27 protein-coding genes are annotated in these 24,280 nt (G+C 61.0%); 8 read left to right on the forward strand and 19 right to left on the reverse strand.

The window, feature by feature from the left end; translation table 11 throughout:
- Nucleotides 1-93: 93 nt before the first annotated feature.
- Genes ON14_RS10430 through ON14_RS10440 form a run of 3 tightly spaced genes read right to left on the reverse strand, consistent with a single transcriptional unit; the run spans nt 94 to nt 2,104 of the window.
- Nucleotides 94-861: a hypothetical protein gene (locus ON14_RS10430; RefSeq protein WP_010205033.1), complete on the reverse strand. Its 768-nt coding sequence runs from the start codon at nt 859-861 to the stop codon at nt 94-96.
- Nucleotides 858-1,748 carry an ABC transporter ATP-binding protein gene (locus ON14_RS10435; protein WP_010205036.1) on the reverse strand — a complete coding sequence of 297 codons (891 nt, stop codon included), beginning with the start codon at nt 1,746-1,748 and terminating at the stop codon, nt 858-860. Before ON14_RS10435 ends, ON14_RS10430 begins: the two co-directional genes overlap by 4 nt.
- Nucleotides 1,745-2,104: a GntR family transcriptional regulator gene (locus tag ON14_RS10440; RefSeq protein ID WP_010205039.1), complete on the reverse strand. Its 360-nt coding sequence runs from the start codon at nt 2,102-2,104 to the stop codon at nt 1,745-1,747. Before ON14_RS10440 ends, ON14_RS10435 begins: the two co-directional genes overlap by 4 nt.
- A gap of 157 nt (nt 2,105-2,261) precedes the next feature.
- Here ON14_RS10440 and ON14_RS10445 point away from each other — a divergent pair, with 157 nt between their 5' ends.
- A complete protein-coding gene (locus tag ON14_RS10445) occupies nt 2,262-3,677 on the forward strand; it encodes an amidase (RefSeq protein WP_010205040.1) in 1,416 nt (471 codons plus the stop codon).
- Between the two features lie 30 nt (nt 3,678-3,707).
- On the opposite strand, the gene ON14_RS10450 is transcribed toward ON14_RS10445, so the two are convergent.
- Together ON14_RS10450 and ON14_RS10455 are read right to left on the reverse strand one after the other, a co-directional pair.
- On the reverse strand, nt 3,708-3,923 hold the full coding sequence (locus ON14_RS10450) for a hypothetical protein (protein ID WP_010205041.1): 216 nt from the start codon (nt 3,921-3,923) through the stop codon (nt 3,708-3,710).
- A gap of 201 nt (nt 3,924-4,124) precedes the next feature.
- Nucleotides 4,125-4,373: a hypothetical protein gene (locus ON14_RS10455; protein WP_010205042.1), complete on the reverse strand. Its 249-nt coding sequence runs from the start codon at nt 4,371-4,373 to the stop codon at nt 4,125-4,127.
- Between the two features lie 196 nt (nt 4,374-4,569).
- Here ON14_RS10455 and ON14_RS10460 point away from each other — a divergent pair, with 196 nt between their 5' ends.
- Nucleotides 4,570-4,923, forward strand: a complete 354-nt coding sequence (locus tag ON14_RS10460; protein ID WP_010205043.1) for a siderophore-interacting protein — start codon at nt 4,570-4,572, stop codon at nt 4,921-4,923.
- A gap of 21 nt (nt 4,924-4,944) precedes the next feature.
- Here the strand turns inward: ON14_RS10460 and ON14_RS10465 are convergent, their stop codons facing one another.
- From ON14_RS10465 to ON14_RS10475, 3 genes are read right to left on the reverse strand one after another with little or no spacing between them, the layout of a single operon-like run.
- Nucleotides 4,945-5,412, reverse strand: a complete 468-nt coding sequence (locus ON14_RS10465; protein ID WP_010205045.1) for a hypothetical protein — start codon at nt 5,410-5,412, stop codon at nt 4,945-4,947.
- Complete coding sequence (locus tag ON14_RS10470; protein ID WP_010205046.1) at nt 5,409-6,821, reverse strand: dihydrolipoyl dehydrogenase family protein; 1,413 nt, start codon at nt 6,819-6,821, stop codon at nt 5,409-5,411. The genes ON14_RS10465 and ON14_RS10470 overlap by 4 nt, the downstream gene beginning before the upstream one ends.
- Nucleotides 6,822-6,879: 58 nt before the next feature.
- Entirely contained in the window at nt 6,880-7,680 is an 801-nt protein-coding gene (locus ON14_RS10475) for a crotonase/enoyl-CoA hydratase family protein (protein ID WP_010205047.1), read from the reverse strand.
- 84 nt (nt 7,681-7,764) lie between these two features.
- On the opposite strand from ON14_RS10475, the gene ON14_RS10480 reads away from it, so the two are divergent.
- A complete protein-coding gene (locus ON14_RS10480) occupies nt 7,765-8,082 on the forward strand; it encodes a hypothetical protein (protein ID WP_010205048.1) in 318 nt (105 codons plus the stop codon).
- Nucleotides 8,083-8,086: 4 nt separating this feature from the next.
- Here ON14_RS10480 and ON14_RS10485 read toward each other — a convergent pair whose 3' ends face one another.
- The 6 genes from ON14_RS10485 to ON14_RS10510 form a co-directional block, all read right to left on the reverse strand.
- Nucleotides 8,087-8,908, reverse strand: a complete 822-nt coding sequence (locus ON14_RS10485) for an arginase family protein (protein ID WP_010205050.1) — start codon at nt 8,906-8,908, stop codon at nt 8,087-8,089.
- Nucleotides 8,909-8,928: 20 nt separating this feature from the next.
- Nucleotides 8,929-9,666 (reverse strand): PspA/IM30 family protein, encoded by a 738-nt coding sequence (locus ON14_RS10490; RefSeq protein ID WP_026037667.1) that lies wholly within the window; start codon nt 9,664-9,666, stop codon nt 8,929-8,931.
- 37 nt (nt 9,667-9,703) lie between these two features.
- Nucleotides 9,704-11,749: a TPM domain-containing protein gene (locus ON14_RS10495; RefSeq protein ID WP_010205052.1), complete on the reverse strand. Its 2,046-nt coding sequence runs from the start codon at nt 11,747-11,749 to the stop codon at nt 9,704-9,706.
- A gap of 54 nt (nt 11,750-11,803) precedes the next feature.
- Nucleotides 11,804-12,547 carry a hypothetical protein gene (locus ON14_RS10500; RefSeq protein ID WP_010205053.1) on the reverse strand — a complete coding sequence of 248 codons (744 nt, stop codon included), beginning with the start codon at nt 12,545-12,547 and terminating at the stop codon, nt 11,804-11,806.
- Nucleotides 12,540-13,079 (reverse strand): sigma-70 family RNA polymerase sigma factor, encoded by a 540-nt coding sequence (locus tag ON14_RS10505; RefSeq protein ID WP_010205054.1) that lies wholly within the window; start codon nt 13,077-13,079, stop codon nt 12,540-12,542. The genes ON14_RS10500 and ON14_RS10505 overlap by 8 nt, the downstream gene beginning before the upstream one ends.
- Nucleotides 13,080-13,183: 104 nt before the next feature.
- On the reverse strand, nt 13,184-14,998 hold the full coding sequence (locus tag ON14_RS10510) for a phosphoenolpyruvate carboxykinase (GTP) (protein ID WP_237719728.1): 1,815 nt from the start codon (nt 14,996-14,998) through the stop codon (nt 13,184-13,186).
- Between the two features lie 139 nt (nt 14,999-15,137).
- On the opposite strand from ON14_RS10510, the gene ON14_RS10515 reads away from it, so the two are divergent.
- Nucleotides 15,138-16,583 (forward strand): helix-turn-helix transcriptional regulator, encoded by a 1,446-nt coding sequence (locus ON14_RS10515; RefSeq protein WP_010205056.1) that lies wholly within the window; start codon nt 15,138-15,140, stop codon nt 16,581-16,583.
- Here ON14_RS10515 and ON14_RS10520 read toward each other — a convergent pair.
- Complete coding sequence (locus ON14_RS10520) at nt 16,580-17,020, reverse strand: rhodanese-like domain-containing protein (protein WP_026037669.1); 441 nt, start codon at nt 17,018-17,020, stop codon at nt 16,580-16,582. The two genes, ON14_RS10515 and ON14_RS10520, sit on opposite strands and share 4 nt — an antisense overlap.
- 85 nt (nt 17,021-17,105) lie before the next feature.
- On the opposite strand from ON14_RS10520, the gene ON14_RS10525 reads away from it, so the two are divergent.
- Nucleotides 17,106-17,753, forward strand: coding sequence for a pentapeptide repeat-containing protein (locus ON14_RS10525; RefSeq protein ID WP_010205058.1), 648 nt, complete (start codon nt 17,106-17,108; stop codon nt 17,751-17,753).
- Between the two features lie 103 nt (nt 17,754-17,856).
- On the opposite strand, the gene ON14_RS10530 is transcribed toward ON14_RS10525, so the two are convergent.
- On the reverse strand, nt 17,857-19,140 hold the full coding sequence (locus ON14_RS10530) for an FAD-dependent oxidoreductase (RefSeq protein ID WP_010205059.1): 1,284 nt from the start codon (nt 19,138-19,140) through the stop codon (nt 17,857-17,859).
- Nucleotides 19,141-19,238: 98 nt separating this feature from the next.
- Between ON14_RS10530 and ON14_RS10535 the strand changes: the two genes are divergently transcribed.
- Together ON14_RS10535 and ON14_RS10540 are read left to right on the forward strand one after the other, a co-directional pair.
- Entirely contained in the window at nt 19,239-19,604 is a 366-nt protein-coding gene (locus tag ON14_RS10535; RefSeq protein ID WP_010205060.1) for an ArsR/SmtB family transcription factor, read from the forward strand.
- A gap of 66 nt (nt 19,605-19,670) precedes the next feature.
- Complete coding sequence (locus ON14_RS10540) at nt 19,671-19,862, forward strand: hypothetical protein (RefSeq protein WP_010205061.1); 192 nt, start codon at nt 19,671-19,673, stop codon at nt 19,860-19,862.
- Nucleotides 19,863-19,908: 46 nt separating this feature from the next.
- Here ON14_RS10540 and ON14_RS10545 read toward each other — a convergent pair whose 3' ends face one another.
- The 3 genes from ON14_RS10545 to ON14_RS10555 are packed head-to-tail and all read right to left on the reverse strand — an operon-like array spanning nt 19,909 to nt 23,125.
- Nucleotides 19,909-20,790: a sugar phosphate isomerase/epimerase family protein gene (locus tag ON14_RS10545; RefSeq protein WP_010205062.1), complete on the reverse strand. Its 882-nt coding sequence runs from the start codon at nt 20,788-20,790 to the stop codon at nt 19,909-19,911.
- On the reverse strand, nt 20,787-21,932 hold the full coding sequence (locus ON14_RS10550; protein WP_010205063.1) for a dihydrodipicolinate synthase family protein: 1,146 nt from the start codon (nt 21,930-21,932) through the stop codon (nt 20,787-20,789). Before ON14_RS10550 ends, ON14_RS10545 begins: the two co-directional genes overlap by 4 nt.
- Before the next feature lie 14 nt (nt 21,933-21,946).
- Entirely contained in the window at nt 21,947-23,125 is a 1,179-nt protein-coding gene (locus tag ON14_RS10555; protein WP_010205064.1) for a Gfo/Idh/MocA family protein, read from the reverse strand.
- Nucleotides 23,126-23,209: 84 nt separating this feature from the next.
- Here ON14_RS10555 and ON14_RS10560 point away from each other — a divergent pair, with 84 nt between their 5' ends.
- On the forward strand, nt 23,210-24,259 hold the full coding sequence (locus ON14_RS10560; RefSeq protein WP_081503557.1) for a LacI family DNA-binding transcriptional regulator: 1,050 nt from the start codon (nt 23,210-23,212) through the stop codon (nt 24,257-24,259).
- Nucleotides 24,260-24,280 lie beyond the last annotated feature (21 nt).

Below are 24,280 nucleotides of genomic sequence, written 5' to 3' on the forward strand. Positions count from 1 at the left end.
ACGAACGGATGCCCGGCCTCCAGCGAGGGGAGAGCCGGGCATCCGCCGTTCTGATGGGTGGTGAGGGCCAGCGCGTTGGCTGCCGCGTACGGGTTAGGCCGCGTTGCGCGGAGTTGCGCGCCGCAGCAACGTGAACCCAGCCACACCACTGATCGCGGTGAGCACGAGGCTCCAGGCCGCGACTCCAGCGACTCCGAGAGTGACGAAGGTCGTGCCGATTGCTCCCCACGAATCCGTGAAGGTTGCTAGCGCAATCAATCCGACGAGCAGTGCCGCGATGACAATGAAGAACATCGTCACGCCGGTTGCCTTCCACCGTACCCAGACGGCGGCAATTGCTGAACCGAAGAACAGGAAGAACAGGAAGAGTACGAACTGCACAAAAACGCGTTCCGCGATGCCCGCCCCGAAGTAGACGGGCGCGAAAATCGTGACGCCCATTCCCCAGCCGCCTGTCATCGTTTCCGCGACCGAAATTATCGTGAGTCCTGCGGTATAGATCACGGCTAGCGCCACGAAAGCGAGCGCGCTTCCGAGGTAGTAGTCGCGGCGCGTAACGCCGTAGCCGAGAGCAAACGGGAATGTGATGCTGATCGCTTGGATCGCCACGACCATCATGTAGATGTAGATGAAAAAGCTTGAGCCGGAGAACTGCGTTCCTTCGAGGGCTGATTCTCGGGCGGACTCATCAATGGCGGAATAGATCAGCCACCAGACGGTCAGCATCCCCACAAAGATCACGCCGAGAATGATCCACGGCAGCCCAAGGGTCGTCCAGGGGTTGGCGAAATGCAGTTTGGCTACGTTGGTAATGCGCTTCAGGGGGCTTGCCGGTTGGGCGAGAGCCGTTGTGGTGGTCATGCGCTGGCCTCGAATTCCTTGGTCTCGGTGCGGGTGAGTTGGATGATGAGCTGCTGCAACGACACCGGTGACAGTTCCAGCCCGGCAGCGTGTGCGTCGCGGCGCTCGCTCTCGCTGAGCCCGGCAACGGTTACCGAGCTGAGCCCGCCGATGCCGTCGCGGTGCAACACTTCGCGGTTGCCGGTGAACGCCTCGACGGCGGTCTTCATGCCGACAACGTTCGTGGCGCGGTTGCGGAGAGTTTCGGCATCCTCGTTGATGAGGAGTTTGCCGTCGTCGATCACGAGAACGTGTTCGAGCAGGTTGCTGACCTCGTCGATGAGGTGAGTGGAGAGGATCACGGTGCGCGGGTGGTTGGCGTAGTCCTCGAGAAGGCGGTCGTAGAAGATTTGACGAGCCACGGCATCCAACCCCAGGTAGGGCTCATCGAAGAAGGTGAGCGGTGCGCGTGAGGCGAGGCCGACGATGACGCCGATCGAGGAGAGCTGGCCGCGTGAGAGCTTCTTAATGCGGCGGTCGAGGGGGAGGCGGAAGTCGGCGATCAGGCGATCGGCGAATTCTTGGTCCCAGTTGGCGAAGAACCACGGGGCCGTCTTGAAGACGTCTTTGGGCCGGAAGTCTTCGGGGTAGCGCTGGCTCTCTTTGATGAAGCAGGTGTTCTGCAGAACCTTGGCGTTCTCGACTGGGGCTTGCCCGAACAGGGAGATGGTGCCACTCGAGGCGAATTCTTGGCCGGTGAGCAATTGCATGAGCGTGGTCTTGCCGGCGCCGTTGCGGCCGAGGAGCCCGTAGATCTTGTTCTCGGCGACCGTGAAGCTCACGTCGTTGACGGCATTTACTTTGCCGAAGTGCTTGCTGAGGTTAGTTACCTCGATGGTGGAGGTCATGAGTTGTTCGCCTCCTTGGCGATCATCTGGGTGAGTTGGGCGGAGTCGATGCCGAGCTTTTCTGCTTCGGCCAAGAGGGGGCGAACGTACTCGCTGCTGAAGCTGTCGCGGCGGGCACCTTTGAGTTGTTCTTGAGCGCCGGCGGCGACAAACATTCCGATTCCTCGTTTCTTGTAGAGAATGCCGGCATCAACGAGCACGTTCACGCCTTTGAGGGCGGTCGCGGGGTTGATGCGATAGAAGGCTGCGAACTCGTTGATCGAGGGAGCCTGGCCTTCTTCAGGCAGGGCGCCGGAGATGATGTCGTTCTCAATGTTCTCGGCGACCTGCGCGAAGATGGGGCGAGAGTCATCCATGTGAGCCTCCTTTCTGAGTGCGGGTGCTGGTCTAGCAGTGCCGCGGTGTTGCGGTGCTGCGGTGAAGCAGTAACAGCGCGGCGGCTAGTTGGTTAGTTGGTGATGTAACTAACCAACCAGCATGGCGGGTCGTTGTCAACCCCCTTAGGCTGAATCCGTGTCAGAACTTCATCGCCTCACCGCCCTTGAGCAGCTCCATCTCGTGCGAGCGGGCGAGCTCAAGCCCAGCGAACTCGTGGACTGCTATCTCGATCGCATCGAACGCCTCAACCCCGAGTTGGGCGCCTTTACGGTCGTGACTGCGGATGCTGCGCGCCAGCGTGCTGCCGAGCTCGAGGCCTCTGGCTCCCGCGCCGCCGCCCTCTGGGGTCTACCCTCGGGCGAAAAAGACTTGTGGGCCCGCGCCGGAGTGCGCACCGCCTTCGGATCGCGCGCCTTCGCCGACTACGTGCCCGAGGAGTCGGATGAGATCGCCGACGTTCTCGACGCCGCCGGCGCGATCAGTCTCGGCAAAACCGCGACCCCCGAATTCGGCCTCCCCGCCTACACTGAACCGCTCTCGGATGCCCCCGCCGTGAACCCCTGGGACACCTCGCTGGGCTCCGGCGGCAGCAGCGGGGGAGCAGCCGTCGCGGTCTCGGCGGGGCTCTTGCCGTTCGCTCCAGGCTCGGACGGTGGCGGCTCGATTCGCATCCCCGCCGCCGCGACCGGTCTCGTCGGACTCAAGCCTTCGCGTGGTCGAGTGCCCGCGGGCAGCGGCTTCGGAAGTCTCGGCCAGCTTCCGGTGACCGGACCGCTGGCTCGTACCGTGGCGGATGCTGCCCTCCTCCTCGATGGCATCGCCGGCCCCTCGCCCTTCTCGGTTGGCCCGCCCCTGTGGGACGGCGGCGCCTTCCTGAACGCCGCGATCCGCGGCGAAGGCACCTTCAACATCGGCGTCATGACAACCTCGCCGTGGGATGATACCTACGAGATCAGCGTCTCGCCCGAAGCTCAGGATGCTCTTACCCTCGCTCGCACCGCACTCGACCAGCTCGGCCACGGCAGCGAAGACTTCGCGCTCGACCCCTCACCCGAATACGCCGAAGCCTTCACGGTGCTGTGGCAAGCGGGAGCCGCCGGGATCCCGCTCGACGGCGAACAACTTGAGCTCGTGGAACCCCTCACGAAATGGCTCATCGAAAGCGGACGTCGGATGAGCGCGCGCGACGTGGGCGTCGCCATCGCGACCCTGTCTCGGTTCGAGCGCAGCGTCATCCGCCAGTTCTCGACCTACGACGTCGTGCTGACCCCCGCAATGGCGATGACGCCGCGCCCGCTCGGCTGGTTTTATGCCGAGGATGCCTTCGAGAACTTTGCGAAGCAGGTTCAGTACACACCCTGGACGAGCTTCGTCAACGTCTCCGGCCTGCCCGCGATCAGCCTCCCCGTGCACGAAACCGTAGAAGGGCTGCCGATGGGCGTGCAGCTCATCGGCCGCCCCGGTCGCGAGGATGTGCTGCTCGCGATTGGCGCGCAGCTCGAGCGGCGCTTCCAGTGGGGCTCGCGGCATCCGGTGGCGTTTGGCGCTTAGTCGCTCACGCTCGCGCTCGCGTTTTCGGGCTTACTTCGCGGGCCCATCGCTTGAGTCAGTGTTCTTGCGGCGACTGGTTGTCCACACCACCGCTGCGGCTAGAAAGCTGGCTGGCACGCCGAGCCACCACGCAGTGCCCAGATCCTTTTCGACCACGACGTAGTCAGGCTCGTCGGATGGCGCCTCGACGTAGAACGAGCACTCAAGCGCGAGCGGCAGAAGTGTCACCCGCGATTTGGTCTGCACGACATATTCCGAGTCGCTCAAACTCGCGGGAACATAATCAGCGCAGGATAGTAGCTATTTCTTTCCGCCAGGCTCGCATAGGCGAAGATCGAGCCGAGCCACAGGATTCCCAATACTGCCAAAGAAATCGCAACTGGGCGCAGGACCTGTGGCCGTTGATTCGGCACAGCATCATGTGCGCGGATTTGCGAAGAGTGCACTTCAGCTGCGCGACCACGATCGTGGCAGGTATGCCCAGACAATCTGCGCAGCGATCAAAACCACGATCAGAAGTGCGCTGGCGGCCATGAGCCAGATCGACCAATACCAGACTGTCGATATCCATTCAGTCGCGGTATGGCTCCAGTCGAGTCCTTGCGCGCGCGCAACCGAAGTGAATCCGAGGATGCCGAGATAGAGCGCAAGGTTGATTCCCAAGCTCCAAAATGCGCCGATTGTTGCTCGCTTCATGGAACCAGCGTACGTTCCGAACCTCTTCTGAACAAGATGAATTCTCACAATCACGTGTGGTGGCGCGAGGGAAACTGAAGCCGGAGCATGCGGCTTTCACCGACCCAGGACGTCCAGATAGACCGTTGAAAGTCGCGGCTTGGAGTCCGCCGTGAGGGCTTCGTAATGTAGGTAAGGCATGCCTATACTGGGATCAATGTTTCCCGAACTCTTCACCCCGCAGATCGCCTGGAATCCCCAGTCGGCTGACCGCGTGCTGCTCGCGGGAGACGAGACCTCGATCGACGCCATCTCGATGATCCTCGCGACATTGCCGGCCCGTTCACGCGGCCAAGTATTTATCGAAGTTGACTCGGCTGACGACATCCAGCCGCTATCGGCGCCCGGCCGTTTCAGCGTGTGCTGGCTTCTGCGCGAACGCGGCCAAAGCGTTGCCCGTTCGGTCGACGCGTGGCTCAGCGAAATGCTGCCCGTCAGTGCCTTCGGCGAAAGCACCGTCTACGCGTGGGTTGCCCATCAGGGTCCCGCGCGCCTGCTCAGCTCCAACTAGCGCGCGCCCCGCATCCGTCCGCTAGTTTTTCGTGCTGACTTTCGGCGCACGCGATGACTTCGCGCGCACATAGCCGCCCAGCTCAAGCCCTGCCTCCACCTCAAACCGATTCGTCAGCGGATTCTGCCCCGCCAGCAAATACAGCGGGATAAACCACAACCCGTACTTTCGCCACTGCTCGCGGTGCACAGCCTCATGCGCGAGCACGTCATCGCTCGCGTTGCCGCCGGTCAAAAACACGGCGCCAATCGTCGTGCCGCCGCGCCCGAACGCCCACTTCGGTAGTGGCGTCGCCACCAGCACTCCACCCTGCGACTTCAGCGAGCGCTTGCTCAGCGCCGCGCCCCACAGCACTCCGGATGCCGTGGCAAACCAGTAGCCGGGTCGCGTGACCACGGGGTGCAGCAGCACTCGCTGAGCCCGCGGACTGTGTTCGGCGCGCGCCAGAGCGTGCCCGAGCCGCGTGCCCAGCGTTAGCGCTCGGCTCACGGACGCCCGATGGTTTCAAGCAGTCGCAGCCACACCTCACTAATCGTGGGGTACGAGGGAACCGCGTGCCACAGGCGCGCGATGGGAACCTCACCCACGATGGCGATGGTGGCCGAGTGCAGCAACTCCGCAACATCCTGCCCCACAAACGTGGCGCCGATAATGACCTGACGCTCCTGGTCAATGACGAGACGTGCGTGGCCTTCGTAGCCGTCGGCCTGCAGACTCGCGCCGGCAACCCAACCAATGTTGTAGTCAACGATCTGGGCGTCAATGCCTTGCTTCTCGGCATCGTGAGACATGACGCCGACCGAAGCGACTTCGGGATCACTGAACGTGACTTGCGGAACAGCGCCGTGGTCGGCGGTCGCAACGTGCGCACCCCAGGGGGCGTCATCCACGGTCTCGCCCTTGGCACGGGCGGCAATCACGTCACCGGCCGCTCGCGCTTGGTACTTGCCCTGATGGGTGAGCAGCGCGCGGTGGTTGACGTCACCCACGGCGTAGAGCCAGTCGGTGTCGGGCACGAGCATGGTGTCATCCACCCGGATCCAGTCGCCCGGCTCGAGGCCAACGGTCTCAAGCCCGATGTCGTTCGTGCGCGCGGCGCGACCAGTAGCAATGAGAACTTCGGATGCCGTGAAGGTGGCATCGTCGGTAGTGATCACGACGCCGTCAGCGGTGCGCTCCACGCGCGTGGGGGAAGCCGCGACGATGGTGGCGCCGCGCTCCTTGAGCGCCTTCTCCACCATCTCGCCGGCGAAGTCTTCTTGACCGTTGAGTAGTCCGCTGCGGGCAAACAGGGTGACTTCGGCACCGAGGTCGAGGTAGGCAGTGGCCATCTCGACGCCCACAACGCCGCCACCAATGATCGCGAATGATTCGGGAACAACTTTCACCGCGGTCGCTTCACGCGGAGTCCACGGCTTCGCGTCGATCAACCCAGGAATGTTGGGAAGCTTCGGATCGGAGCCGGTCGCGACGACGACGGCATGATTCGCCGTGAGGGTCGTGACGGTTCCGTCGTCAGTAGTGACGGTAACCTTCTTTTCTCCGTCGAGGCGAGCGTGACCGCGCTCGAGGCCGATTCCCGCTTTCTTGACCCACTTCACTTGACCGGCGTCATCCCAGTTGCTCGTGAAGCTGTTGCGGCGCGCGAGCAAAGCCTCGACGTTGATGCCACCCGTCACGGCTTCGGCAGCACCCGGCAGTTTCTCTACAGCCCGCAGAGCGAGACCGCTGCGGATGAGGGCCTTCGACGGCATGCAGGCCCAGTACGAGCACTCACCGCCCACAAGTTCGCTCTCGATCAGTACGACGCTAAGCCCGCCCTGAACGGCGCGATCTGCAATGTTTTCACCAACCGCTCCGGCTCCGATGACGATGACATCCCAGTTGTTCTCGGTCATTTCGAACTCCTTCGCGGTGGTGGTGCGCGTGTTGCCGGTATTGGTTGTTCCGGCGGTCCTACTTGCCGATGAACTCAGCGGTGGTGCGCGTCATAAACGCTTCCATGCCAATTCTGGCATCTTTACTCTGAGCGACCGCTACGAGGGCGGGCTGAAGGCCCGCCTCGGCCGCTGCATCGCCCTTGCGAATCGCCAGGTTCGCATTAGCCAGCGCGGCTTGCACCGCGAGCGGAGCCTGGGTAGCAACGCGGTGAGCCAGCTCAAGGCCACGCGCATACTGTTCGCCGTGCGGCACAACTTCTTGCACCATCCCGATTCGGTAGGCTTCGGCGGCATCGAAGCTGTCGCCGGTGAGAATCCAGCGCATTGCGTTCGACCAGCCAACCTGGCGGGGAAAGCGAATGGTGGCGCCGCCGAAGGGCAGGATGCCACGCGATACTTCAACCTGACCGAAGACGGTCGAGTCGGCGGCCACCGCAATGTCGCTCGCCAGCAGCAGCTCAATGCCGAGCGTGAGGCACGTGCCCTGCACCGCAATCACGACCGGCTTCGTGAGCTTTTCGCCCGAAACCTGCCACGGATTGATGCCGCCCTCGGGCACCATGTCGAGCCCGTCTGCGCCAATGCGGGGGCCGATGTCAGCGAGGTCGAGGCCGCCCGTAAAGTGGTCTCCGTGGGCAAAAACGAAGCCCGCCCGCAGTTCGGGGTCGCGCTCGAGTTCACCATAGGCCAGCGCCAGCTGCTGCAACATGTCCATGTCGGCGGCATTGCGCTTGTCTGTGCGATTGAGGCCAATAAGCAAGACGTGACCGTCTCGCTCCACAGTGATCTTGGGCGTGCTTGAGTTGGAGTCAGTCATGGTCCCAGACTACGACGCGCGTGCCGAGGTATTGCTAGATGCTGGCGATAAGCTCATAGCTACCCCTAGTTTTCGGAGGATGCCGTGTTGCGTTCCGCAATTCTTGTGCTCGCTGATGGTGCGACGGCGGTCCTCGCTAGCTGCGCGAGCGAGCCGCCCGTGCAAGCTTCCGCGGCTTCGATCGCGGCGACAGCAGCAGCCGCGCTCGAACAATCGATCGGCGAGCTTCCCGAGCTCGATTGTGGCGACGAGATGGTCGAGCTGAGGAAGGGAACCACGCTTGACTGTGTTCTCACTGATCCCCAGCTGGGCGCGGACTTCGATAGCGAAGTGACCATCAGCGAAGTCGACGGCGCCACCTATTCCGTCCCGGTCGACGTTGCTGAAGAACCACGCGACTAGCGTTCTAACGGGCGGAGGTAATTGCGCCAACCAGTCGTAAAATCGTTGGCAGGTCATCGACCGCATGCGCCAACGACGCCGGAGCGAACTCCGTAATCCCCGCGCCGGCGAGGGGATACTGGGCCACAATCGCGCGGATCGTTTCCGTGAGAAGTGTCGGCGAGATTCCGAAAGGCACCGGCGAGCTCAGTCCCGCAAAATCGGCCGGATCGAGCACGTCGAGATCGATATGCAGATACACCGACTCTGCGCCCGTGGCGGCAATGGCATCGAGCAGCGCTTGAGGCGAGAACTCGACTGCTCCGATCAAGCGGATGCCAGCATCCTGAATGTAATCATCTTCTTCGGAATCCGCCGATCGAACTCCTGCGAGAATTACGCGATCTGCGCTCAGCGGATGCGCGGGCACGAGCGCCGCCGGCCCCTCTCCCAAAAGAGTGCGCAACACCATCCCCGTGAAAGCGCCGGAGGGGCTCGTGGCGGGAGTGTGCAGATCGGGGTGGGCGTCGATCCACACCACCGCGGGCGCGCTGGCACTGACGTGGTCAATGGCGGCGAGCTCGACACCACAGTCGCCACCAATCGTCACGTGGGTTGCGGGGTCAGCCGCATAAGCCTGGAGCGCTCGATCCCGCACAAGAAGCAAAGAGCTGAGACGCTGCACGCCCGAACCTTGGTGATCGCCCGCTTCAAGAGGTACGTCTACGGTGCGAGTCGACGCGGCGGGAAGATCGCCCCGAATCGACTCGGCACCATCCACAAGTTGCATAGCTCGCGACGAACCCGAGCCTTGCCACTGCGGAACGACGACATAGTTAATGGTCATTCTTTGGATTTCGCGGGCGACTATTCGCCAGCAGTGACGGCCTTCGTGCCGCCAGCTTTGAGAGCAGCCAAACGCGCCTCAACTTCACCCTGCTTGCCGAGGTCCTCGAGGCCCTCGAACTGAGCATCGAGGCTGGATGCTGCTAACTCTTGTTGACCGAGAACCTTGGCTTCTTCGCGGCGAATCTTGTCTTCGAAGCGACCGAGGTCACTCGTGGGGTCGAGGAGATCAATCGACTTGAGAGCGTCGTGAACCTGAGACTGAGCTTCGACTGTCTTAGAGCGAGCGACGAGTTCGTCGCGCTTCGCGGTGAGCTCACCGAGCTTGGCGCGCATCCCGTCGAGGCCTCGCTTGAGCTGGTCAACAACCTGAGTCTGCGACGCGATCGTTGGCGCAGCAGCGCGGGCTTCGTTCTCGGAAGAAACCTGCCGGCTAATGGCAATCTTTGCGAGGTTGTCGAACTTGTCGGCATCGGTGGAGTTTCCTCCCGCACGCAGCTCGTCGGCCTTGTTGCTGGCCGCAAGTGCCTTACGGCCCCAGTCGGCGGCAGCGTTGCGGTCTTCGGTGTGATCCTGCTCCATGAGCCGAAGGTTGCCAATCGTTTGCGCAACAGCGCTCTCCGCATCCGCAATGGAATTGGTGTAATCACGAACAAGCTGGTCGAGCATGAGCTGCGGGTCTTCAGCTTGATCGAGGATTGAATTAATGTTCGCCTTCACCATTTGTGAGATGCGACCGAGAATCGACTGCTTTGCCATGCGACGTGCCTTTCGTGAGTTTTCGAAGAAACCGTACTTAGAATCTACCGCCGCGACTGCGACCGCCACCACTGCGACGAGAAGTTCCGCCAGAACGACTGCTGCGGCCAGAGCGGGAACTGCCCGATCGAGATCCGCTCGAGCCCGAGCCGCCCCACGAACTTCCACCCCACGGCGAACTTCTGCTTGAGCGAGACGAACGTGATCCCAAACTGCCACCGATGAGGCCGCCGATCAGACCACCGAGCAGATCGCCACCGGTGCTACCAGAACCGCCGCTGAAGCCTCCGAGGCCGCCCAGGCCGCCCATGCCGGCACCAGCGCTGCCACCGGAGGAGAACTGCGAAACATCACGCTGTGCGAGCTCATACGCAGTCGCTGCCAACTGATCAGCCTGACGCGCATGAGTAAGAGCAGTAACCGGATCGGAAGACTGCAACGCCAAGGCTTGCTTCACCTGGCGGTCAGCCTCGCTAATTCTCGTTCGCGCCTCGGAACCAACACCACCCCGACGAGTCGTAATGAATTGCGCCGTCGTGGTGATGCGTGACTGCGCTGCGGCAAGCGCGGCCGTCAACTGGGTAGCGGCCTGAGCGACAACACGCTGCTGATCGCGCACCCCGACGAACACCGTCTCCAGAGCGGCATTCGCGTCGCCGACAGCGCTCAAACTCGCAATCGGATCGCTTGAGTTTGACTGAGCAAAGGCGAGAGCAGCTTCGGCAGCCGCTATCGCCGACGGCAAAGCCGCCGCGGTCTCGTCGTGGGACAGCGCATGCGCGGCCGCAATATCGCCGGTGGTATCCGTGATGGCGGCGGCAAGCATAATCTCGGCAGACGCAAGCTCGGCCGTGAGCGAGTCGACGGCATCCATCAGCTGAATCGACTGGCCGAGTTGGGCCTGCGCGGTGCGCACGGCAACCGCGGCTTCACCCAATTTCTGGGCGTCGATGGCCGTGCTCGCGGCCGTCGACGACTCAATGACCGCCGCGAGCAAAGCGCGAGCCCGCTCAACATTATCGGCAACCGAATTGAGCGCCGCTGGCGAGTAACTCGAATTCAACGCGGCGAAAGCGCGCTCGACGTCGGGGATGCGATTGCTTGCCGTGGCGATAAGAGTGGCCGTTTCGGCAAGCGCGGCTGGCGCATTCGTCTCGAGTTGGCGCAACTGGTCAAACGCGTCAGCCTGAGCATCCAACAACTCATCGGCTTGCTCGCACAACTCAATAATCTGAATCGTCATCGCGCGTTTCTGCTCAGCAGTTTCTGGTTCGCTATCGTCGAGCTTCTGCCGAAGGCCGAACGCCTGAGCCACCGCCTCGGTTGCCTGGGCGAGCGACGCCTCGAAATCAGTGGTCGCCGCGCTGCCAAACTGCGCAATCGCGAAACCCAACTCCTGCTCGCTGGTCTTGAGAGCGTCATCCAAATCGACCAAGGCGCTACCCGCGCGACGATTAAGTTCTTCTTGCGAAACGCCCTCGACAGGCGTATCGCCGTCGACTGCCCGATTGCGGCGTCGCAAGCGATAAAAGGCAAAGGCGCCAACGCCTACGACCGCAACACCGCCAACAATAGGCAGAACAGAGATGCCATTCCCCGGAGAATCAGCGGGGGAGGGCGACGCGACGCCAGCCAGTGAATTAGCTCCGGCGATTGCCGCTTGACCCCAATTGTCGTCGCGGAGTTGCGCCTCGATGGCGCTTTCTGCCGCATCCAGCTGGGCATCAGTCACTGGCGCATCTGGCGCCACCGACAGCGCATACTGGCGCTGCGAAACAGCAACCGCGAGTAGAAGATCGTCATCACCTAACCCGTTAGCGTTTGCCGTAGCATCCGCCCAATCGATCGGGGTATTGGGATTCGTGAACTCGTCGACATAGACCACAAAAAGTTGGATGCCGGCCCGCTCATACAAAGAATCGAGCGCCGCCACGACCTCGGCATCGTTGCCGTCGAGAGCCCCGGCAGAGTCGAGAACGTAAGCGCCATCAAGGCTCACAGGGTCGTCGGCAAGCGCCGGTGCCGCGGTGAGCACCGAAAGCCCTAAGGCAAGCGCAAGGACTGCAACAAGTCGAGCCTTCACAGGTGCTCCTTCGAGTCGAAAGTGACAGGAGGAGTCTAACTAAAAGAGATGTCGTTACTGCAGAACGATGGTTGCCGGTGAACTGCGCACCTCGGCGGCCTCGCCAACCTCAGGGTCAGTCGGCACAAACGCAATCGACGTGCTGACGGCATAGACCCCGGGCTCCAAGGAGCCTCCCGTATCAATCGTGGTGCAGTCGTAGACCGGAACCGAGACCGCAAATTCGATGCTCTGCCCCGGCTGAAGATTGACCGGGATAACCGACAAGATCTGCACATCCGGGCTATGCGATAGCGAAACATCGTCACGGGTCAAATCGACATCGGGCACCGATGCCGTCGTTCCGGTCACCGCAACATCCGACGTATTCGTCAGCCGAACCGTACCGAATGCCGTGCCGGATGCCCGCACCGGGCTCGAAATGTCAATCGCCAGCGCCAGCCCAAATGGTGTTGTTTCGGTGCTCGAAACGAGAGCACCGCACCGCCCAGCAACTCTCGCGTCGTCGGGCGCGAGGAACGATTCCGCAGATTCGTCGCTGGCTCCAGCATCCATGTTCGAGTTTGAGTCCGAGTCGACGGCCGAAACCCCGGCCGAGGTCGACACAGCAGTACGCGGAAAGGTCGAAACCCCCGCGAAAACTAGGGACGCTGCAGCAAGAACGCCAACAGCCGCCACAGCGAACTGGCGTGGTCGACGCCGAGCCCTGCTGCGGGAAATGACCGCATCAGTATCGATCACGATCGTCGGCATCTCGCCGGCAGCCAAATGGGATCGGATATCAGATTCATCAACCATGGTCGCTCCCGAGGTCGTGTGATTCAGCGCGATCGAGGCCCACAGCCATCCGGGCCAGTGCGTCGCTCAAATAACGCTTCACGGCACCCGGACTGATCTCTAACGTTTCGGCAATGTCATCCACTTTAAGGTCTTCGTAATAGCGCAACACAATGCAGGCACGTTCACGCGGCCGCAGCCTCATCAACTGAGACTGAAGGTCAAGGCGAGTCTCCGTGTCGGCATCCGGCGACGGCTGGGTGTCAGGCACAACGGTCAGGTGGGCAATTTTGCGCCACCGAGTAATGCGCCGCCCGCGGTCGAGGTAGGTGTTAAGAATCGCCCGACGCACGTACGCTTCGGCGCTGGCAATCGAAAAACCGTTGCGCAGCCGACCGAAGGTTTTAACGAGAGCATCGTGCACGAGGTCCGAGGCATCGTCGCGATTGCCGGAGATCAGGAACGCATAGCGCGTCAAAGCCTCGCCTCGCTCGGAAACCAGTTGCGTGGCAATGTCTTCCCAGCGGGCAGGGGTGTTTTCGGTCTCAGTCACTGAGCCCCTCCTCGCCGTCATCTCTATTGTGGCCGAGGAATGGCCAACAGTTAGCGCAATTGTGGTCACACTACTAAAGACGAACGGCGAGGCGGTTTCGTTGGTTAGCCCTGGAGGCGAACTTTCAACTGCTCAAGTTGGCGAGTAACGGCTGCAGGAACCCGACCGTCGAAGGTTGCGAAGAACTCTTCAGTGGATGCTGCTTCGGCAAGCCAAGAGTCAGTGTCGATAGCGAAAAGCTGTTCCATCGTGTCAGCGCTCAGATCGAGACCGTCGATGTTGAGGTCGCCATCGCGGGGAAGCAACCCGAGGGCGCTTTCGCTAGCGGCGACCTTGCCGTCGACGCGCTCCAAGATCCATTCGAGCACACGGGAGTTCTCGCCAAAGCCAGGCCAGAGGAATGAGCCGTCTGCTGCCTTCCGGAACCAGTTGACTTGGAAAATACGCGGAACAGTACCCGACGTTCGCAGGTCTTGGCCGACTGAGAGCCAGTGCGCCCAGTGATCAGCCATGTTGTAGCCGCAGAAAGGCATCATGGCGAACGGGTCACGCCGTAGTTCGCCAATAGTGCCTTCGGCAGCCGCCGTCCGCTCAGATGAGATAGTGGCGCCCAGGTAGACGCCATGCTCCCAATCTCGTGCCTCCACCACTAGCGGCACGTTGGTCGCGCGGCGACCGCCGAAGATAATTGCGTCGATGACGACGCCCTGTGGCGATTCCCACTCATCTGCGATGGTGGGACATTGTGCTGCTGCCACAGTAAAACGTGAGTTCGGGTGAGCCGACGGGGTGCCAGATTCTGGCGTCCAGTCGTTACCCTGCCAGTCGATAAGGTGCTCTGGCGCCTCGTCGCTCATGCCTTCCCACCAGACATCACCGTCGTCTGTTAGCCCGACGTTGGTGAAAACAGTGTTGCCCCAGATGGTGTCCATTGCGGTTTCATTGGTGGCGTAGCCGGTGCCCGGTGCCACTCCAAAGAAGCCCGCTTCGGGGTTGATGGCACGCAGTCGGCCATCAGCTCCCTTGCCGAGCCACGCAATGTCATCGCCGATGGTTTCGGCTTTCCAGCCGGGGATCGTCGGCTTGAGCATCGCCAAGTTGGTTTTGCCGCAGGCGCTAGGGAATGCCGCAGCGATGTGGAACACACGACCGCGCGGGTTGGTGAGCTTGAGCAGAAGCATGTGCTCAGCGAGCCATCCTTCATCGCGGGCAATCACCGAGGCGATACGAAGCGCGAACGACTTCTTGGCGAGAATCGCGTTTCCGCCGTAGGCAGAACCGAACGACCAAATCTCGCGAGTCTCCGGAAAATGGCTGATGTATTTGGTCTGGTTGCAGGGCCACGACACATCAGTGTCGCCGGCGGCGAGCGGTGCGCCAACAGAGTGGATGGCACGCACCCATTCAGTGGAGTTATCGATGGCCTTCAGAACGGCCGATCCCATTCGCGTCATGATGCCCATACTCATGACGACGTAGGGGGAGTCCGTAACCTGCACGCCGATCTTGGCGAGGGGAGAGCCGAGTGGGCCCATCGAGAATGGAACCACGAACATCCGGCGACCGCGCATGCTGCCGACGAAAAGCTCGTTAAGGGTTGACCGCATTTCTGCAGGTGCCGCCCAGTTGTTGGAGGGGCCGGCATCGCTCTCATTTACCGAGCAGATGAACGTGCGAGATTCGACGCGGGCGACATCACTGGGGTCGCTGCGTGCGAGAAAGCTGTGCGGACGGTACTCGTCGTTGAGTCGAGTGAGCGTTCCGGCTTCGACCATCAGGTCGGCGAGCTGGTCGGCTTCTTCAGGGCTGCCGTCACACCAGACAATTTCGTCTGGCTGCGTGAGGGCGGCGATCTCTTCCACCCAAGCAATAACGCTCTGATTCGTTCCGTCGGGTGCGGCGAAGTGTGTCTTAGTCATCTCTGCGATGCTCATTTCTACCTTCCGCTGAAGTGTGTAGTGCTGAAAAAACTGTTCTTGTTCGATCATGAACCCCTTTTCTGCGGATTGCTGACGATCTGGCTGAAAAGAAACCGAATTCTTTAGTTATAGTGAACGTGTGAATGATCTTGTGACTTTGGGCCAACGAATCCGACATTTCCGCACCACGGCGGGATTCACTCTCGATCAACTTGGTGATCGGGTGGGGGTTGCCGGTAGCCAGCTCTCGCTGATGGAGAACGGGCGACGCGAGCCACGACTGACGCTTCTTTCGGCAATTGCGTCGGCGACCGACATCCAATTGGCTGATCTTCTTGATGAGGCGCCGCCGACAAAGCGAGCAGCCCTAGAAATAGAGCTGGATCGGGTGCAACGCAGCACCATCTATGCATCGCTCGGTCTGCCCAAGATTCGGCCGTCGAAGGGTATCCCGGACGAGACGCTCGAAGCGATCGTCGGGTTGCACCACGAACTCGCTACCCGTTCGCGCCAAGCGATTGCGACCCCCGAGGAAGCACGCCGCGCAAACACAGAGTTGCGCCAGCGCATGCGTGCGCTCGACAACTACTTGCCCGATCTTGAGGCAGAAGCAGAAAAGTTAACACTTGCCGGCAACCACACGACCGGTGCACTCACCCACCGCGCGGTGAGCCTGATGGCGGAATCCTTGGGGTTCGAGCTCGTGCACGTGCACGATCTGCCCCATTCGGCGCGATCAGTCACCGACCTCAAGCACGGCCGCATCTACCTGCCACCAGCATCGATCCCCGGTGGGCATGGACTTCGGTCGATGGCGCTTCAGGCGATGGCGCATCGGGTGCTCGGACACACCGAACCCACCAGCTACGCCGAATTTCTGCACCAGCGCCTCGAAATCAATTATTTCGCGGCGGCAGTGCTCATGCCGCTGAAGCAGTCGGTTGACTTCTTGAGCGAGGCGAAAGCCCAGCGCAACATCGCGGTAGAGGACTTTCGAGATGCTTTCGGGGTCACGCATGAAGCCGCAGCGCTGCGATTCACTAACCTTGCGACCTCGCACCTCGACCTAGAAACGCACTTCTTGCGTGTTGGCGATGATGGTGCCGTCTACAAGGCCTACGAAAATGATGGATTGCGCTTGCCGCTGGACGTCACCGGCTCAGCCGAAGGTCAGTTCGTGTGCCGCAATTGGAGCGCTCGAACCGCATTTACCCGCACGAACCGCACCACCGAGTTTTACCAATACACCGACACCCCGAATGGAAGCTTCTTCGAGTCCACCCAAACGGGAACGACGGATGCCGAAGAGTTCTCCATCACCATCGGCGTACCGTTCGCGCACTCCAAATGGTTTCGCGGGCGTGCGACCGACAACCGTCGAGCATCCACCTGCCCGGATGAAACCTGCTGCCGCAAACCAGAAGAAGACTTGCGCGATCGGTGGTCGGGCAATGCATGGTCGAGCGCCAAACTGCATGCGCACATCCTGTCGCCCCTGCCGTCAGGGACGTTCCCTGGAGTTGACGACCGCGAGCTTTACGAGTTCTTAGAGTCGCACTCGAGCGACGCGCACAAAGGGCGCTAGCACGCGCAGCTCACTGCGTCGACGGGCGCGGTGAGAGGGTCTTTCGCTCGCAGTACCAGGCCGTTCTCGTCGACGACGGGAAGGCCTTCGCGTGCCCAGTATTCGAAGCCGCCGATCATCTCGCGCACTTCGTAGCCAAGTTTCGCAAACTCAAGGGCAGCCTTCGTGCCGCCGTTGCAGCCGGGGCCCCAGCAGTAAACGACCACAGGCATGTCGAGCGGGATTTTATTCGCGGCGCGGGTGCTGATGTCTGCGGTTGGCATGTGAATGGCACCAACCGCACGACCCTGGTTCCACGCGGCATCGCCACGCGAGTCGATGAGAACGAAACGAGTGTTGGCTTCGATTGCACTGCCCACATCCGAGGGATCAGTTTCGAAATTGAGCTTGCTCGAAAAGTGGGTGACTCGGTCAGCGGCCGTAACGGGAGGCGTCATGGCAAAAGGGTATCGGGGCAGCGTCGGTCGCGTGGGGTAACTTCGGTTCGGCACAGCACCAACTAATTGAGGAGCAACGGATTGCATGGCCAAAAAAATTGCAACAGCGGCACCAGTCATTGATGCCCGTCAGCTCGAGAACCTTGCCGACGGCGATACCGCGGCGCTGCGAGCCCACGAAAGCTATGACGGGCAACGCTTTTTGGCATCCGATCTGAGCGAAGAAGACCTCTCCGGGATCTCGTTTTCCGAATGTGAATTCTCTGAGCTGGAGGCCAATTCCACTGACTTTCGGGCGGCAACCTTCGTTGAGACTCGATTCGACAAGCTCAACGCCCCCATTTTTACTGCTCCACGTTCCCAGTTCCGCGATGTCAGTATTGAAGGCTCCCGACTGGGGTCAGCGGAATTCTATGAGTCGACGTGGAAGTCAGTTCGCTTTACCCACTGCCGCATTGGCTACCTCAATCTGCGGGGAGCGCACCTGCAAGATGTTCTCTTCGACGACTGCCTGATCGACGAACTCGATCTCGGCGCGGCAACCGCTAACCGCGTCTCTTTCACCAGTACGCAGGTGAACACCCTTGACCTCACGCGGGCGAAGCTGACAAATTTTGATCTACGTTCGCTAGAGCTGCGTCACGTCACTGGCGTTGAGCACTCAAGGGTGCGACGATCAACTCCTACCAATTGGCAGAATTTGCGCCCCTTCTCGCCGCTCATCTGGGGATAGTGATCGAAGAATAAGGGCGCCCGTCCACAGGCTTAATCGTGAGGGACGCTCCTGATGATCGGCGCTAAAGAAGTGCTTGGCGGTGCCAGCACCCTGGCAGTGTTTAGCAACCCCCGCTGGTACTCGAGCAGCACACGCCAGTCTCCGGCAGCATCAGATTGACGCGTTCAGCGCTCGCTTTATCGCCGGCGATTGCCGCGACCACGGAGCGCACTTGCTCGTAGCCAGTCGCCAACAAGAAAGTTGGTGCGCGACCGTAGCTCTTCATGCCGACCACAAAGACGTTCTTCTCGGGATGTGAGAGCACACTCGCGCCGTGCGGTTCGACAGTGCCACAGCTGTGCACGTTGGGGTCGATGAGCGGTGCAAGTGCTACAGGAGCTTCAAGCACAGGGTCGAAGCTGAGGTGCAGTTCGCGAAGGATGCCCAGGTCAGGGCGGAAACCGGTGGCGGCGGCGAGAGCATCCACGGTCACAGATTGTTCGCCATCAGGGTTGTTGCTGATGACGCGCAATCGACCATCGGGTTGTGGTGCAAGCTCGGTGACGGTGAAATCGGTCAGCAGAGTAATAGCACCGGATTCGACGGCAGCCTTGAGGCGCGTACCGAGCGCACCGCGGCCCGGAAGCTCATCGGCAGCGCCGCCGCCGTAGAGACGACGAGCGGAGCGGCCACGAATGGCCCAGGTGATTTCGGTACCCGTTTCGCCGTCCCGCAACTCGGCAAGAGCTAGCAGCGTGTTGGCGGCCGAGTGGCCCATGCCGATCACAAGGGTGTGCTTGCTAGCGAAACGAGCACGATCGGTTCCGAGAACATCGGGGAGCGGGCCGGCTAGCCAGCCGGCGCTGTTGTCTTCGCCGGTAGCGGGAAGCCCAGAGGCGCCGATGGGGTTGCTGTGTCCCCAGGTTCCTGAAGCATCGATGATGGCTGAGGCGAGGATGTCGTACACGCCATTCGGTGAGTCAACGCGAACCAGCAGTGGGTGGCGCTCGCGGCCAATGGTCTTGCTGGAGTCGATGCCTTGGCGCGACATCCCGATCACTCGACTGCTGTAGCGGATGAGCGGCGCGAGTTCGGCTGTTGCGGCGAGGGGGAGTAAGTAGTCCCGCACGAGTTCTGCGCCGGTCGGGAGGGCATTGGCGGCGGGGGAGACCCAGTCTGTTTTTTCGAGAAGTGTGCGGCCTATGGGGTCGATGTTGTACGACCAAGCGGAGAAGAGGGAGACGTGACCCCACTGGCTGATGGCCGCACCGGCGCGTTCTCCGGCTTCGAGCACTACTGCGTCGATGCCGCGCTGGGCGAGGTTGGCGGCAGCGGCGAGCCCGATGGGGCCGGCTCCAATGACCACGACGGGTAGCGGGCTGGAGGGGGAAGGTGCGACGGTCATTGCTCTCCTTGTTGTTGTTCGCCAGCGGCACTACTAGCGCTCGCTAACGATAACAGCATCCACTGTTGATAACAAAGAAACTGTGTAAGATCATAGTTATGAACGAACGCGTCGATCTTCTGACAATTCAGAAGCCCACTTGGTCAGCCACAGCCGAACGGGCCCAAAGTTTGGCACCACTACTACGCGCGCTCGGCGACCCCAATCGGCTGCAGTTGGTGCTGATTCTGACTGAGCGCGCTCACACAGTGCGAGAGCTGACGGATGCCACGGGGCTCAGCCAAACCTTAGTCAGCCACCACTTGGCGCCCCTGCGCGAAAACGGTCTCGTGACCGTAACGCCCCGCGGCCGCTCCAACGTCTACGAGCTCTGCTGCGAAGCATTCGCTGAGCCAGTCAAGATGCTCGCGTCGGTTGCGACGAGCACGGATGCCGGCGCCGAGGCCTGTTGCGTGGTCTCCTAACTGAGTAGATCCGGCAGGTTATTCATTTTCATTGAGATGTAGCGTCAGGCCCTTTAGCCTCACTGTATGACAAAATCTCAGGCTGCCTCGTCGTCACGCTTGATTTGGGCTCTTGCAGCTATCTACAGCGTCGCCGTTCTCGCGGTTGGACTGTGGGCGAGCTTCGCTACCGGGGAGTGGATCGCACTGCTTGCCGCATCCGGCCTCGTCATTGTGCCCGTAGTCACGCTGGGGTTTCGGCGTAGGCAACCTCACTAATAGCGAACGGTGAGGCATGGGGCGCGGCGTTTTTTGGGGGTAACGCCTACTCCGCGACGTATTGCGCAAACGTTTCGACAACCCGCCGAGCGACCTCGTCATAGGGCGTGTCCCACACCGCTTGGTTGAAGATTTCGACTTCGATATCGCCGACGTAGCCTGCATTCGCTACCGCCGTGGTGAGCGGGCCAAAGTCGATGTGTCCGTCGCCCATCATTCCTCGAGAGAGGAGAACGTCTGAAGCGAGCGGGGTGACCCAATCGCACACCTGATAGGAAGCGATTCTGGCACCAGCGCGAGCGATCTGGTCGAACAGCGTTGGATCCCACCACACGTGAAAAGAGTCGACAACCACGCCGACGGATTCGATGTCAAACTGCTCGGCGATGTCGAGCGCTTGGCCCAGTGTGGAGATAACAGCACGATCACTCACGTACATCGGGTGCAGCGGCTCAATGGCCAGTGTTACTCCCGCGGACTTTGCGTAAGGCGCAAGCTCTCCGATCGCGTCGCGTACGCGTTCGCGAGCGCCGACTAAGTCGCGTGAGCCTTCGGGGAGTCCGCCCGCGACAAGAACAAGGGCAGGCGCACCTAGGGCTGCGGCCTCGTCGAGGGCGACTTTGTTGTCTTCCATCGACGCACGTCGGATGGGGCCTTCTTCAGTGGTGAAGAATCCGCCCCGGCAGTGACTCGATACTCGCAATCCTGAGCCCTCGATCATCTTCACGGCCTCAGGAAGCCCGACATTCTGCACGGGCTCACGCCACGTGCCGATGCTGGTGATGCTGGCCCGCGAGGTGACCGCGAGTGCTTCTGTCAAATCGGCATATTTGATTGTCGCTTGATTCAGCGAGAGCCGAGAGGGAGCGGACGTGCCGCCATTCATCGGTTGTTCTTGTGGACTGGATGCCGCGGCCGGTGTCGTCATACTGATACTCCAGACACATCGAGGAGACCGCTAAAACGGTGAGCGGCAAGTTCAGGGTCGAGCAGAAGTTGTGCAGTGTTTGCAAGGTCGAAGAGTTCTGAGAAGTGCACAATGCTGCGCGCCGATTGCATCCCACCAACCATGACAAATCCGGGTTGATAGCCGTTCAACCACGACAGAAAGGCTATTCCGGTCTTGTAGTTGAACGTGGGGGTGGCGAAGATGTGGCGTGATAGCGCCAGCGTGGGTTCCATCTCCCGGGCGTATCCTTCTGAGTCACCTCTGTCGAGTGCTGCTAGCGCAGCGCTTGCTGCTGGAGCGATCGCCGCGAATGCTCCGAGTAGTGCGTCGCTGTGATGGGTGCCGTCACCGCGGATCAATTCGGGATAGTTAAAGTCATCTCCCGTATACATGCGAACGCCGAGTGGCAATCGCGCTCGCAACCCGATTTCGTGCTCAGCGGAGAGCAGAGAAACTTTCACGCCGTCGATCTTGTCGGCGTGAGTAGAAACGAGTTCTACGAACGTGTCGGTAGCGGTCTCGATATCGGTTGATCCCCAATAACCAGCGAGCTGCGGGTCGAACACTTCGCCAAGCCAGTGCAAAATCACCGGCGAGGTGACCTGCGACAGGATGGTGTCGTACAGCGTGAGATAGTCCTCCGCCGTGGCGCCGAGAGCGGCGAGATGACGCGATGCCATCACGATGACCTGCGAGCCCGTTGATTCCACGAAGGCGACCTGCTCGAGGTAGCCGTTTGTGACGTCGGTCAGAGTTGTGGCCGAGGTGAGGTGGTCAGTTCCGGCACCGCTGGCGATGCGTGCGCCAAATTCGGCGGCCTGCGCTGCACTTCTGGAGATCAACTCTTGCGCGGCGTTCCAGTCGAGTCCCATGTTCCGCTGGGCGGTATCCATGGCTTCGGCAACGCCGAGGCCGTACTCAAACAGGCCTCGACGAAAGGCGAGCGTTGAATCCCAATCGATGACGGCAGGCGCCCCTGGCACGTTTTCAGCGCGCGGATCGGCAATCACGTGGGCTGCGGCAAAGGCGATTCGCGACGAGTATGCCTGCGGGTGCTGGCTCCACTTGCGCGCCGCAGCGAGCTCTATTTCTTTTGATCCGGTCGCGGTTGGCAGGATCATTCGTTCTCTGGCTCTCATGCCCGTGCGGCCTCACCGGTCGCGGCGGCCGAGGCAATCTCGACGCGGCGCCCTTCAGCTGATGACGTGAGCCCAGCCTCGACTAGCTGAAGGCCCCGCACTCCAGCCATGAAGTCGTAAGCGTGGGGGCGCCCAGCATCGACGTCCTTGATGAACTCTTCCCACTGAGAGCGGAAGCCGTTGTCGAAAATTTGGTTCTCGGGAACGCTGGTCCATTGTGAGCGGAAGTCCTGGTCGGTTCTCAGATCAGGGTTCCAAACGGGTTTCGGGGTTACTTCTCGCGGCTGAATTCGGCATTCGAAAAGCCCCGCGACGGCTGATCCGTGCGTGCCGTCAACCTGAAACTCAACAAGTTCGCCACGGTCGACTCGTACAGCCCAACTGGAATTGATCTGCGCGATGATGTCACCCTCAAGTTCGAAGATTCCGTACGCGGCATCGTCGGCGGTCGCGACGTAGTGATTGCCTTGTTCATCCCAGCGGTCGGGAATGTGGGTGACTGATTTGCTCGTAACGGCATTGACCTTGCCGAAGAGGTTTTCGAGAACGTAATTCCAGTGGCAGTACATGTCGAGAGTCATGCCCCCGCCGTCTTCTGCGCGGTAATTCCAGCTGGGGCGTTGCGCGGGGATCAGGTCGCCTTCGAAAACCCAGTAGCCGAACTCGCCACGAATGCTCAGCACTCGCCCAAAGAATCCAGAATCGATGAGGCGCTTGAGCTTGACGAGCCCTGGTAGGTAGAGCTTGTCGTGCACGACGCCGTTGATGACACCCGCTTCTTGGGCGGCGCGAGCGAGGTCGAAACCATCCTCGACAGATTCGGCAATGGGTTTTTCGGTGTAAACGTGTTTTCCGGCGGCAACCGCTTTGAGGATGCCCTGCTTGCGAGCGCTGGTGAGCGCAGCATCGAAATAGATTGTTGCGGTCGGGTCTGCGAGAGCCGCATCGAGGTCTGTCGTGTATTCAGCTACGTCATGCAGCTTGGCGAGCTCGGCAATTTTTTCGAGGTTGCGGCCGACCAAGATCGGTTCCACTTGAATACGGTCGCCATTGGGCAGGAGAACACCGCCATCGGCGCGGATGGCGAGTAGCGACCGAACCAGATGTTGGCGGTAGCCCATTCGGCCGGTGATTCCATTGGCGATTATTCGCACGGTTCGAGTGGTCAAGGTCATCCTCTTCTCTGGGAATGCCGAGCAAATGCGGCAACGTAAGCGCTTACGAAAGCGCTTACGTTAACCTATAGTGCTTGGTAAGGGATGCGCAAGCAGAAAGGGCGAAACATGCCAGAAGCAGGGTTGCCGATCAGGCTTTCCGACGTCGCAGCACGGGCGGGAGTGTCGTTAGCCACAGTTTCACGCTCCCTCACCAACACGTCTGGTGTGAGTCCCGCGCTAGCGGAACGCGTTCGCGGGATTGCCGCAGACATGGGCTACGTGACGAATATGAACGCTCGGTCGCTAGCCGGGGGACTCGCGTCATCCATAGGCCTCGTTCTGACCAACATCGCTGACCCGTATTTCGCTGAAATTGCAAGCAGCCTCATAGCTGTTGCGGCAGACGATTCACGATCAGTACAAATTGCTCACGCGGTCACTCCCGAAGATGTGTTGGCCCAGATCAAGATTTTTAGGTCGTACCGAGTCGGCGCCATAGTTCTCGCAGGGTCGGGCTATTCAGACCCCGCTACCGAAATCGCGACCGGCAAAGAACTAGCAGCCTACGAACAATCAGGCGGACGGATCGCGGTCGTGGGCCGCCACGCGCTCGACGCGAGCGCCGTGCTTCCTGACAATATCGGAGCCGGGCGAGCAATCGCCGAACACCTCGTAGCCCTCGGCCACTCCAAGATTGCCGTTCTCTCGGGCCCGGAACAACTGAACGCCGTAGGCGACCGAATGCGCGGCCTCACCGAGGTTCTCGGTTCCCGCATGGTTCACATAAGTCAGCATGCGTTTAGCCGCGAGGGCGGAGCCGAAGGCGTGCGCGAGCTCTACGGCGACACGCTGGTCGCAGGCCCGAGGCGCCGGGACATCACCGCGATCGTGGCGCTCAGTGATGTTATGGCGGTCGGAGCCTTCAGCGAGCTGCGTGCCCTGGGCGTCACGATACCGACCGACATCTCGCTTACCGGCTTCGACGATATTTCTGTTGCAGATGTCATTTCTGACGGACTGACCACAGCGCGACTGTCGACACAGCACATTGGCGAAGCAATTTTCGAACTCACCTGCGGAGAAAATACTCAACGCCGTGATATCGAAATCGGCTTTACCCTGATCGAACGCGGATCCACGGCGCAGCCATAGAGGTGCGCCGCGGATAAATAA

The organism is Salinibacterium sp. PAMC 21357, assembly GCF_000247645.1.
In the GTDB taxonomy this organism is placed as follows: domain Bacteria; phylum Actinomycetota; class Actinomycetes; order Actinomycetales; family Microbacteriaceae; genus Rhodoglobus.